The organism is Nocardioides sp. Z24_21 (assembly GCF_058134345.1).
The window spans coordinates 292,350-304,451 of record NZ_JBYTTH010000004.1; the positions used below are offsets into that span (position 1 = coordinate 292,350).

Sequence of the window (12,102 nt, forward strand, 5' to 3'; positions counted from 1 at the left end):
GCCCGGCCGTCGGATCCCACAGGATCCGGACCGGCCGGACCGGACCGGACTGCGGCTAGGCTCACCGACATGGACATCGGACTCGTCGGGCTCGGCAAGATGGGCGGCAACATGCGCGAGCGCATGCGCCGCGCGGGACTCACGGTCGTGGGCTTCGACCGCAACCCCGACGTCAGCGACGTCGGCTCGCTCGAGGAGCTGGTCGAGGCGCTGCCGAGCCCGAAGGTCGTGTGGGTCATGGTCCCGGCCGGCGACCCGACCCGCGCGACGATCGCCGAGCTCGCCGACCTGCTCGGTCCGGGCGACGTCGTCGTCGACGGCGGCAACTCGCGCTGGACCGACGACATCGCCAACGCCGAGCTGCTCGCGGAGAAGGAGATCGGCTATGTCGACTGCGGCGTCTCCGGCGGCGTCTGGGGCCTCGACAACGGCTACGCCCTGATGTACGGCGGCGACGGCGACGACATCGCCAAGGTCCGGCCGGCCTTCGACGCGCTCGCCCCCGAGGGCGACTTCGGCTCCGTCCACGCGGGCAAGGTGGGCGCCGGCCACTTCTCCAAGATGGTCCACAACGGCATCGAGTACGCGATCATGCAGTCCTACGCCGAGGGCTGGGAGCTGCTCGAGAAGGTCGACATGGTCGACAACGTCACCGAGGTGTTCCGCTCGTGGCGCGAGGGCACCGTCATCCGTTCGTGGCTGCTCGACCTGATGGTCGCCGCGCTCGACGACGACCCGGGCCTGAGCAAGGTCGCCGGCTACGCCGAGGACTCCGGCGAGGGCCGGTGGACCGTCGAGGCAGGCATCGAGAACGCCGTCGCGACCCCCGCGATCACCGCCGCCCTCTACGCCCGCTTCGTCTCGCGGCAGGACGACAGCCCGGCGATGAAGGCGGTCGCCGCGATGCGCAACCAGTTCGGCGGGCACGCGGTGCGCACCCCGGCCCCCAAGGGCGGCGACGCCGAGGGCGCCACCGGGCCCGACCAGTCCGAGACCGCGCAGAAGGCCGGCGCCGGCAGCGGCCAGGAGCCGAGCGAGAGCTAGGTCCCCTTGCACGTCGCGCACCTGACCCTGCACAACTTCCGCTCCTACGCCGACATCGACGTCGCGCTGGAGCCGGGGGCGACGGCGTTCATCGGACGCAACGGCCAGGGCAAGACCAACCTGGTCGAGGCGATCGACTACCTCTCCCGGCTGTCGTCCCACCGGGTGGCGAGCGACGCACCCCTCGTCCGCGCCGGAGCCGAGCAGGCGATCGTGCGGGCCTCGGTCGTCAAGGAGGGGCGCACGGCGCTGCTCGAGGTCGAGCTCAACCCGGGTCGGGCCAACCGCGCCCGGATCAACCGCTCCCCCCTCCCCCGCCCCCGCGAGATCGTCGGCCTGGTGCGCACGGTCGTGTTCTCCCCCGACGACCTGACCCTGGTCAAGGGCGACCCGTCCGACCGGCGCCGGTTCCTCGACGACCTGCTGGTGCTGCGCACCCCGCGCCTGGCCGGCGTTCGCTCCGACTACGACCGGGTGCTCAAGCAGCGCAACAGCCTGCTCAAGACCGCCGGGGTGGCGCGTGGGTCCGCGCGCGACGCGGCGATGTCGACGCTGGAGATCTGGGACGACAACCTGGCGCGGGTCGGCGCGGAGATCCTCGGCGCCCGACTGCGGCTGGTCGACGACCTGCGCCCCTACCTCGGCAAGGCCTACGAGGCGGTCGCGCGCGGCGCGAGCCGCGACGACGCCGACCTCGACTACCGCGCGAGCGTCGAGGTGACCTCCTCGACCGGCGACCTCCAGCAGGCGCTGCTCGACGCGGTCGCGGCACGCCGCAAGGAGGAGCTCGACCGCGGCATCTCGCTCGTCGGCCCGCACCGCGACGAGCTGCTGCTCACCCTCGGCGACCCGCAGCTGCGGCTGCCGGTCAAGGGCTACGCCTCGCACGGCGAGTCGTGGTCGTACGCGCTCGCGCTCCGCCTGGCGTCCTACGACCTGCTGCGCGCCGACGGCGACGACCCGATCCTGGTGCTCGACGACGTGTTCGCCGAGCTCGACTCCGAACGACGCCAGCAGCTCGCCGAGCTCGTCGCGGGAGCCGAGCAGGTGCTGGTCACCGCCGCGGTCGCCGCCGACGTGCCCGCGTCGCTGCAGGGCGTGCGCTACCTCGTCGCGGACGGGGCGGTGACCCGTGACGGATGACGAGCGTCCCGGCGACCCCGGGACCGCGCGGGACGACACCACCGACACCACCGATGGCGCCGATCCCGCTCCCGCCCCGGTGGCCGAGCACCGCGCCGACGGCCTCGACCTCGCCCGCGCTGCCGCACGTGCTGCCGCCGCCAGCCCTGGCTCGAAGCCCGCGCGGCGCCGCTCCGGGGGACCACGCCGTCGTACGACCCCGCGGGCGTCCGGCGCCCGGCCCGACGACCGCGACCCCCAACCGATCGACCAGGCGATGGGCCGGCTGATCGCCAACCACGGGTGGGAGCTCGACCTCAAGGTGCAGGGGGTGTTCGGCCGCTGGGCCGAGCTGGTCGGCTCCGAGGTGGCCGACCACTGCGCGCCCGAGTCGTTCACCGACGGACGGCTGGTGGTGCGCACCGACTCCACCGCCTGGGCCACCCAGCTCAAGCTGCTGGCGCCGACGATCGTCCGCCGGCTCAACGAGGAGCTCGGCCACGGCACGGTCACGCTGATCGAGGTGGTCGGCCCGCACCTGCCGAGCTGGACCAAGGGCCGGCTGTCCAGCCGCGACGGCCGCGGACCTCGCGACACCTACGGCTGAGCACCCGGGCCGCCGCTCGCCGGCCGGAGCCCCCTGCGCGACGCTGGTTCATCAAGGTATGCAGGCGAACCGTCACTTCCCTCGCTCAGCTCGCCATGGGATGTGCGGGTTCGGCGACATACCTTGATGAACCGTCAGCCCGGGGGCGCGCCCGCCGCCGACGCGAGCGCCGGAGCCGCGTTCTGCCGATCTGGCAGCCGTCGGACCACATGGGGACCCACCGACCCCCCCGTTCGCGCGCCTGACAGGCCCCCACGGGCCCGCTGACGCGATTTTCCGACCGGATCCCTCCCCAACCGGGGGTTGGTCCTTCGGTCCGGGCGCCCTGACGGGTAATATGGGCGTACGAGTCGCAGATCGTGTTGCACCCGCAACCGCCGCGACTCGACTCATGTCGAGCGCCCCCGGGCCAGGTCCGGGGCGATGAGCAGAAGGCTGTGCCTTGAGCGAACAGAACCACGAGTCCACCCCGGCCACCCCCGACTCCGCTTCTGCTCCCGATCCGTCCGACGCCCAGCCCACGGAGGCCGAGCGCGCCGAGGCCCTCGCCGCCGCCGTGGAGGCCACCGTCGAGAAGCGGTCCACCACGGCCGTCGACGAGGGCGTGGAGTATGACGCGTCCGCGATCCAGGTGCTCGAGGGCCTCGAGGCGGTGCGCAAGCGCCCCGGCATGTACATCGGCTCCACGGGCGAGCGCGGCCTGCACCACCTGATCTGGGAGATCGTGGACAACGGCGTCGACGAGGCGCTGGCCGGCTTCGCGACCCGCATCGTGCTCACCCTGCAGGCCGACGGCGGCGTGCGGGTCGAGGACAACGGCCGCGGCATCCCCACCGACACCGCCCCCGGGCAGGACATGCCGGCGCTCACGATGGCGCTGACCATGCTCCACGCCGGCGGCAAGTTCGGCGGCGGCGGCTACAAGGTCTCCGGTGGCCTGCACGGCGTCGGCGTCTCGGTCGTCAACGCGCTGTCCTCCCGCCTGGTCGCGGAGGTCAAGAACCGCGGCCACCTGTGGCGCCAGACGTTCCACCTCGGCGTGCCTGAGGGCGACCTCGAGCAGGTCCGCCCGATGGAGCCCGGCGAGCAGACCGGCACCACGGTCACCTGGTACGCCTCGGAGGAGATCTTCGAGCACACCACCTACAGCCTCGAGACGATCACCTCGCGCCTGCGCGAGATGGCGTTCCTCAACAAGGGCGTCGAGTTCGTCGTGCGCGACGAGCGTCCCGACGCCGACGCGCGCGCCGACGCGGTCGAGGACGACACCGTCACCGACGAGGTCGACGCCGGCCACGACGCGATCAAGCGCGCGGAGACCGGGGGCCTCGAGCAGGTCTTCAAGTACGACCGCGGCCTCGTCGACTACGTCGAGCACCTCAACCGCCGCAAGACCGTGGCCAACCCGACCGTCATCTCCTTCGAGGCCGAGACCGCTGAGGGTGCGAGCGGGCAGCACATGAGCCTCGAGGTCGCGATGCAGTGGAACACCTCCTACACCGAGTCGGTCCACACCTTCGCCAACAACATCAACACCCACGAGGGCGGCACCCACGAGGAGGGCTTCCGCGCCGCGCTCACCTCCCTGGTCAACAACTGGGGCGAGGAGTGGGGGCTGATCAAGAAGAAGGAGGACCGCGTCTCGGGTGACGACATCCGCGAGGGCCTCACCGCGATCATCTCGATCAAGCTCGGCGAGCCGCAGTTCGAGGGGCAGACCAAGACCAAGCTCGGCAACACCGAGGCCAAGGGCTTCACCCAGCGGGTCATGAACGACCAGCTCGGCGCCTGGCTCGAGCAGAACCCGGCCGAGGGTCGCGAGATCGTCCGCAAGTCGCAGGCCGCGGCCAGCGCGCGCCTCGCCGCCCGCAAGGCCCGCGAGCTGGCTCGCAACCGCAAGGGCCTCCTCGGCGGCGGCGGCCTGCCCGGCAAGCTCAGCGACTGCCAGTCGACCAACCCCGCCGAGTGCGAGGTGTTCATCGTCGAGGGCGACTCCGCCGGCGGCTCGGCGCGTCAGGGACGCGACCCGCGGATCCAGGCGATCCTGCCGATCCGCGGCAAGATCCTCAACGTCGAGAAGGCCCGGATCGACAAGGTGCTCGCCAACGCCGAGGTGCAGGCCATCATCTCCGCGCTCGGCACGGGCATCCAGGAGGAGTTCAGCCTCGAGAAGCTGCGCTACCACAAGGTCGTGATGATGGCCGACGCCGACGTCGACGGCCACCACATCAACACGCTGCTGCTCACGCTGCTGTTCCGCTTCATGAGGCCGCTGATCGAGCACGGCTACGTCTACATGGCCCAGCCCCCGCTCTACCGGCTGCGCTGGAACAAGCCGGCCGAGCACGAGTTCGTCTACTCCGACGCCGAGCGCGACGCGCTGCTCGCCGACGGCCAGGCGCAGGGCAAGAAGCTCCCCAAGGAGAACCCGGTCCAGCGCTACAAGGGTCTCGGCGAGATGAACGCCGACGAGCTGTGGGAGACCACGATGGACCCCGACGCGCGCCTGCTCAAGCAGGTCACCCTCGCGGACGCCGCCCAGGCCGACGAGATCTTCTCGATCCTCATGGGCGAGGACGTCGAGCAGCGCCGTTCGTTCATCCAGCGCAACGCCAAGGACGTTCGATTCCTCGATATCTAGGTCTCTAGAGACATCTAAGAACTGACCTAGACATCGATAGAACGCAGGAGAGAAGACGAGATGACCGAGATCCCCACCGACCTCACGGGCGGACCCGGCGACGGCGGCACCGACCGCGTGCAGCCCATCGAGCTGCAGACGCTCATGCAGCAGTCCTACATCGACTACGCGATGACCGTCATCGTCGGGCGCGCGCTGCCCGACGTGCGCGACGGGCTCAAGCCCGTGCACCGCCGCATCCTCTACGCGATGTACGACGGCGGCTACCGCCCCGACCGCGGCTTCTCCAAGTGCTCGCGCGTCGTGGGCGACGTGATGGGTCAGTACCACCCCCACGGCGACTCGGCGATCTACGACACCATGGTCCGCCTCGCCCAGCCCTGGGTGCTGCGCGCGCCGCTGATCAACGGCCAGGGCAACTTCGGCTCGCCGGGCAACGACTCCGCCGCCGCCATGCGATACACCGAGTGCCGCATGGCGCCGCTGGCGATGGAGATGGTGCGCGACATCGACGAGGACACCGTCGACTTCCAGCCCAACTACGACGGTCGCTCCCAGGAGCCGACCATCCTGCCCAGCCGCTTCCCCAACCTGCTGGTCAACGGCTCGGCCGGCATCGCGGTCGGCATGGCGACCAACATCCCGCCGCACAACCTGCGTGAGGTCGCCGAGGGAGCCATCTGGGCGCTCGAGCACCCCGAGGCCACCAAGGAGGAGCTGCTGGACGCCCTCCTCGAGCGGATCAAGGGCCCCGACTTCCCCAACGGCGCGCTGATCGTCGGCCGCCAGGGCATCGAGCAGGCCTACCGCACCGGGCGCGGCTCGATCAGCCAGCGGGCCGTCGTCGAGATCGACGAGGACGCCAAGGGCCGGGTGATGCTGGTCATCAGCGAGCTCCCCTACATGGTCAACCCCGACAACCTCGCGCTCAAGATCGCCGAGCTCGCCGACTCCGGCCGGATCCAGGGCATCTCCGACGTCCGCGACGACACCAGCTCACGCACCGGTCAGCGCCTGGTCATCATCCTCAAGCGCGACGCCGTCGCCCGGGTCGTGCTCAACAACCTGTTCAAGCACACCGAGCTGCAGAGCAACTTCTCCGCCAACATGCTGGCGCTGGTCGACGGGGTGCCGCGCACCCTGCCGATCGATCAGTTCATCTCGCACTGGGTCACCCACCAGATCGAGGTCATCCAGCGGCGCACCCGCTTCCGCCTCGCGGAGGCCGAGCGCCAGGCGCACATCTACCGCGGCCTGGCCAAGGCGCTCGACGCCCTCGACGAGGTCATCGCCCTCATCCGCCGCAGCCCCGACGTCGAGGAGGCGCGGAGCGGGCTGATGAGCCTGCTCGAGATCGACGAGGTGCAGGCCAACGCCATCCTCGAGATGCAGCTGCGCCGCCTCGCCGCCCTGGAGCGGCAGAAGATCATGGACCGCCTCACCGAGCTCGAGCGCGTGATCGCCGACCTCGAGGACATCCTGGCCAACGAGGCCCGCCAGCGGCAGATCATCTCCGACGAGCTGACCGAGATCGTCGACAAGCACGGCAACGACCGGCGTACGCAGATCATCGCGGCCGACGGCGACCTGTCGATGGAGGACCTGATCCCCGACGAGGACCTGGTCGTCTCCATCACCCGCGGCGGCTACGCCAAGCGCACCCGCGCCGACCAGTACCGGCTGCAGAAGCGCGGCGGCAAGGGCGTACGCGGCGCGACGCTGCGCGGCGACGACGTCGTCCAGCACTTCATCGCCACCACCAACCACCACTGGCTGCTGTTCTTCACCACGGCCGGTCGCGTCTACCGCACCAAGGCCTACAACCTCCCCGAGGCCGCACGCGACGCCAAGGGCGGCCACGTCGCCGGCCTGCTGAGCTTCCAGCCCGACGAGGACATCGCCCAGGTGCTGGCGATCCGCGACTACGACCAGGCGCCCTACCTCGTCCTGGCCACCCGCACCGGCCTGGTCAAGAAGACCAAGCTCGGCGACTACAACAGCCCGCGCCAGGCCGGCGTGATCGCGATCAACTTCCGCGAGGACGACGACGAGCTCATCGGCGCCGAGCTGGTCAACGCCGACGACGACATCCTGCTCGTCTCCCGCAAGGGCCAGGCGATCCGGTTCCGCGCCGACGACGACCAGCTGCGTCCGATGGGTCGCGCCACCGGCGGCGTGCGCGGCATGAAGTTCAAGCACGACGACGACTCGGTGCTCTCGCTCTCGGTGATCCGCGCCGCCCAGGTCGCGGCCGAGGAGGCCGCCGAGGCCCGCCTGGTCCAGGAAGGTGCGTCGCCGGAGGCCATCGAGGCCGGCGACCTGCCGGAGGTGAAGGAGCAGTACGTCTTCACGATCACCGACGGCGGCTACGCCAAGCGCACCCGGATCACCGACTACCGCACCACCAACCGCGGTGGCGTCGGCATCCGCGCGGTCAAGCTCGCCAACGAGGACCGCGGCGGCCTGGTCGGCGCGTTCATCGTCGAGGAGGGTGACGAGGTCCTCTCGATCACCAGCGGCGGGCAGGTCGTCCGCAGCCCCATCGACGCCAACTTCCGGGCCACCGGCCGCGACAGCCAGGGCGTGAAGTTCGTGACGCCCAAGAAGGGCGACACCGTCGCCGTCGTCGCCCGGTCGGTCGAGGCCCGCGAGGACGAGGAGGTCGAGGAGCTGGCCGCCGAGAGCGCCGCCGAGGTCGAGGCAGCCGCCCGCGAGGCCGCTGCGGAATCGCCCGACGTGGTCGACGGTGCAACAATCGATGGTCAGGACGCTGTGGAAGCAGCCCCCTCCGACGACGACACCGAGGAGTGATCCATGTCGGAACGCACCGCGACGCCCCGCCGCACCTCCGGCGGAGAGCCCGCCAAGAGGTCGCTGACCGGTCGGCTCCAGGACACGCTGTCCAGCGCCGCTGAGGAGCACCGGGCCAACGCCGGACCGTCGTCGGGGCGGAGCAGCCGCGCCCGGCGTGCGTCCGGCCGCCAGCCGCGCCGCGCCCGCCTCCGGCTGACCCGCATCGACCCCTGGTCGGTGATGAAGACGGCGTTCCTGCTCTCGGTCGCCTTCGGTGTGGTCACGTTCGTCGCGATCTTCATGGTGTGGTCGGTGCTCGGCGCGGCCGGCGTGTGGGACTCGATCAACTCCGCCGTCGGCAGCATCGTCGAGGGCGACAGCGGCAACTCGTCCTTCGACGTCACCAACTACGTCGGCATGTCGCGGGTGCTCGGCTTCACGCTGCTCGTCTCGGTGGTCGACGTCATCCTGCTGACCGCGATCGCGACCCTCACCGCCTTCCTCTACAACCTCGCGGCCGCCCTCCTGGGCGGCATCGAGGTGACCCTCGCGGAGGACGAGAAGTGAGTCGCGACCTCGATTGGCACGGCCTGACCGCGGTCAGGTAACCTTCGGCGTCGCCGCTTGCGGCGTGCACGGGCCTATAGCTCAGACGGTTAGAGCGCTTCCCTGATAAGGAAGAGGTCGGAGGTTCAAGTCCTCCTAGGCCCACTCCATCCCCTTCGCTCCGCTCTCGAGGAGAGTCCATGAAGAAGCTCCTGCTGGTCGCCCTCGCTGCCGCCGGCGCGGTCCTGGCGAAGAAGAAGATGGACGAGGGCAAGAACGAGCAGGCCCTCTGGGCCGAGGCCACCGACACCGTCGAGAAGGCCTGAGCCCACCTCGAGCGCCAAGCGCTCACGGGGCCTTGGCGCAATTGGTAGCGCACCTGCTTTGCAAGCAGGGGGTTGCGAGTTCGAGTCTCGTAGGCTCCACCAGAGAAACCGCAGGTCAGCCTGCGGTTTCTTCCATTTCTGGAGTGTTCCGGTGGACTTCGAGATCGGGCTCTAGGGGGACTGGTGGGGGAAAGATGGGGCGCACCGCCCTAGTCGGCAGTAGATCGGTGCCGCCGGAACATTTGGACGCGTTACGGGTCCGATGAGGGATCCGAGGCCCGCAGCCTGAACGCGAGGGAATCGGGGCAGATCGGCGTGCCGCCGGCTCGCGCGGTAGCTCAACCCGGACGCGGGACACCGCTTCGTGCGATGTACTGACGCCCGGGAGTCGTCTCCTCATCCGCGGCAGCGGTTCCGTCTCCGTGGCGTCTTTCGGGTGCTGATTGAGAGGGCCTCAGTTGTTCACGGGCGACTCAACCCTCGAAGGCCCAGTCGCCGTTCCGCGAGCGTCGGGGTTGAGGCTAGCGTCTGCGGCATGGACGCTGCGCAGGTACAGAAGAAGCTCGAACTCTCCCCTGACGAGGACTTCATCCTCACCGCCTGGCAGTACCGAATGATCCAGCGGGACATCGCCGCGTCCAAAGGCCATCACTTGCCGGCCAAGCGCGATACCCGGAACTCGTTTCGAACTGCGGTGGTCGAGTCCATCCTCCAGCGCACGGACGCAACTTGGTCGCCCGACGTCGCCGTCGCCGTTAGGTCCCTCTCCGGCGACGGCCAGGGCGCTGACTTTGAAGCGCTCGAGGACGCGGCACCCAAGCTCTCCCCGCTCGTCGCGAAGCGTTCACGGGCCCTGCTGCTCCTTATCGACCTGTACGGCTTCGAGCCATGGACCGACGGGAAATGGAACAAGGCAGCCCGAGTTGAGTGCCTCTCGGAGGCGCACCGGGCAATGGACCAACTGCACCCCGAAGACCTCGCCGCCGTGGAAACCGCCTACAAGGAAGCGATCAAGAAGTTGTCCCGGACGGGGTCATGGATCAAGTACGGCCTCCTGGCAGGAGCGGGCCTGGGCCTCGGCGTGTTGACCGGCGGACTCGCGGCCCCGGCAATCGCGGGCGCCTACGGCACGATTGTTCTCGGCTATTCGGGGGCCGTCGCCACAACCGCTGGGATGGCCGCCCTTGGCGGCGGGTCCATCGCCGCCGGTGGGCTTGGCATGGCCGGGGGCGCCGCGCTCATCACCGGCGTCACCGGCGCAGCCGGCGCCGGCGCTGCCGCGCTCGGAGGCCGGGCCACGGGATTCACTGTCGCCCAGGTGGCCGCCGACGCAGTCAAACTTCACGTCGTCACCCAGCTCGTCCTACGCGACGTCGACGGCAACGAAGAGGCCGCCAAGGCTGTCATCGTCAGCATGCGCGAACGCGTCGCGAACCTGGGTCAGACCATCGCCGCCCTCGCTGAGCGAATCGAAAGCCTGCGTACCCAGCTCGAGACCAAGCAGGCGGAGGTCGACGCAGAGCGTGAGCAGCGGCTCGAGGCTGAGAATCGCGTCGTCCGCCTCCGCGCCGTCGCTGACCGCCTCAAGCAGCGTGTCACGGGCCCCGAAGACGAAGACTTGCAGAAGCTGCTCGTCGAGCTCGACGAACTCGAGGACGAGAAGAAGGCAACGGAGACCCTCGCTGAAGGCGTTGCCGTCTTGGCGCAAGATCTCGAAGAGGTCGCGGCGTGACGGCGCCGAAGGACGACCGTGGCCACGAGCCGTCCCCGGTCGATCACACGTACATCGAGAACCTCGATGCTCTGGGCCGCGACCTCGGCGACATCGAGGCACTGGCAGCGGCGGCCCTAGACGGAGCACCGCTCGACCAGAGTGCGGTCGACCGGATCGCGCAGGCTCCCTCCGGACTCGGGTACGACGCGCTCACCAAGCACAACCACCTGCGCCGCGGCACCGAAGCGTGGGGTGAAGCGGAACTGGCCGACATCCTCGACCCGACTGCCATCCGTCAGCTCGAGGAGTGGCGGGCCGCCCAGCGACTGAAGTGGGAGCGCGGCGACCTTGTTGTGGTCGGGGTAGCGGGCCTGATCGGCGCGCTTGGAAACGTCTACAACACCCAGCTTGACGCAGCCGTGCTAGAAGGTCTGTCCTGGTTGAAGAGGACTGACCTTGTCACTCGCTGGGAGCAAGACGCCGAGGGCATGCCCATCGACTACATGGGTTCCAAGTTCGGCGGGCCGGCCCACCGCGGCCTTTCGGCCGGTCACGACGTCGGCCGCTTCTTCAACGCACTCAATCAAGTCCGCACCGGCACCTTCGAGGGCACTTACTGGGAGTACGGCGAGCGGTTCGTCAGGGAGTCGACAACGACGCCGTTCGGGACGCGCTACCCACAGGTCGAATGGCCGCTCGCGCTCACGCAGCTGCTCAAGCACTGGGTGGCCGACTTCGTCACGCCGATGAGCCTCCCGCTGCCGGGATGGACACTCCTCCGCGACATGCCCGATCGAGAGCTGCGCGCGTTCGGCCAAGAGGCTTATGCCGGCAACCACCGCGGCAGCGGTCTCAACTTGCGCTCAGGCCTCCTGACACCCGGTCTCGGTATGGTCGCCACCGAGGTCATCATTCGCACGCACACACATCTCGCCGCCTACCGGGAGACCGGAAGCCCTCGACTCGCCGCGGCTAGCGCGGCCAAGCGCACCGAGATGCTTCTCGCGGCCCATGCCGCGGCAGGAGCTGTCAGTCTGTCGAAGACCGCGGCGGCCGCGATCGTCGGCGAGACCGTCGTCGCCGCTCGCCACCTCAACGTTCCGGTGCTGATGCGCGTCGGCACGTTGGCGCTGAAACTGCGCTCAGAAGCGGCCACTCGCGCCGACACAGCGCCCCCCGGTTGGTCCGAGCTCCTCGAGCAGGAAGCGGCGACCTGGACACTTCCCGAAGCCGTCGCCCTTGCTGAGATCCTCGAGCGCCCGGAGGCCAATTAGGGAAGGTTGGCTTACCAATAGGGCAGTCAGGCAAT

At 69.7% G+C, this 12,102-nt stretch carries 8 protein-coding genes, 2 tRNA genes and 1 pseudogene; all 11 read left to right on the forward strand.

What is annotated here, in order from left to right; all coding sequences use genetic code 11:
* Positions 1-60: 60 nt before the first annotated feature.
* A pseudogene (gene gnd / locus AC3X7Z_RS14940) lies at positions 61-1,044 on the forward strand (phosphogluconate dehydrogenase (NAD(+)-dependent, decarboxylating)); the annotation flags it as partial.
* A gap of 6 nt (positions 1,045-1,050) precedes the next feature.
* Positions 1,051-2,187, forward strand: coding sequence for a DNA replication/repair protein RecF (gene recF / locus AC3X7Z_RS14945; protein WP_186339689.1), 1,137 nt, complete (start codon positions 1,051-1,053; stop codon positions 2,185-2,187).
* Positions 2,177-2,773: a DciA family protein gene (locus AC3X7Z_RS14950; RefSeq protein ID WP_489976414.1), complete on the forward strand. Its 597-nt coding sequence runs from the start codon at positions 2,177-2,179 to the stop codon at positions 2,771-2,773. The genes recF and AC3X7Z_RS14950 overlap by 11 nt, the downstream gene beginning before the upstream one ends.
* A 442-nt stretch (positions 2,774-3,215) precedes the next feature.
* The gene (gyrB, locus tag AC3X7Z_RS14955) at positions 3,216-5,414 is read left to right on the forward strand and encodes a DNA topoisomerase (ATP-hydrolyzing) subunit B (protein WP_489976415.1); all 2,199 of its coding nucleotides are present in this window, start codon (positions 3,216-3,218) and stop codon (positions 5,412-5,414) included.
* 60 nt (positions 5,415-5,474) lie between these two features.
* Entirely contained in the window at positions 5,475-8,225 is a 2,751-nt protein-coding gene (gene gyrA / locus AC3X7Z_RS14960) for a DNA gyrase subunit A (protein WP_186339691.1), read from the forward strand.
* 3 nt (positions 8,226-8,228) lie between these two features.
* Positions 8,229-8,774, forward strand: coding sequence for a DUF3566 domain-containing protein (locus AC3X7Z_RS14965; protein WP_489976416.1), 546 nt, complete (start codon positions 8,229-8,231; stop codon positions 8,772-8,774).
* A 70-nt stretch (positions 8,775-8,844) separates the two neighbouring features.
* Positions 8,845-8,918: transfer RNA gene (locus tag AC3X7Z_RS14970), tRNA-Ile, on the forward strand.
* A gap of 35 nt (positions 8,919-8,953) precedes the next feature.
* Positions 8,954-9,079 (forward strand): DLW-39 family protein, encoded by a 126-nt coding sequence (locus AC3X7Z_RS14975; RefSeq protein WP_222129345.1) that lies wholly within the window; start codon positions 8,954-8,956, stop codon positions 9,077-9,079.
* Positions 9,080-9,105: 26 nt separating this feature from the next.
* A tRNA-Ala gene (locus tag AC3X7Z_RS14980) sits at positions 9,106-9,181 on the forward strand.
* 433 nt (positions 9,182-9,614) lie between these two features.
* Entirely contained in the window at positions 9,615-10,811 is a 1,197-nt protein-coding gene (locus AC3X7Z_RS14985) for a hypothetical protein (RefSeq protein WP_489976417.1), read from the forward strand.
* Positions 10,808-12,067 carry a hypothetical protein gene (locus tag AC3X7Z_RS14990; RefSeq protein ID WP_489976418.1) on the forward strand — a complete coding sequence of 420 codons (1,260 nt, stop codon included), beginning with the start codon at positions 10,808-10,810 and terminating at the stop codon, positions 12,065-12,067. Before AC3X7Z_RS14985 ends, AC3X7Z_RS14990 begins: the two co-directional genes overlap by 4 nt.
* Positions 12,068-12,102: the final 35 nt, after the last annotated feature.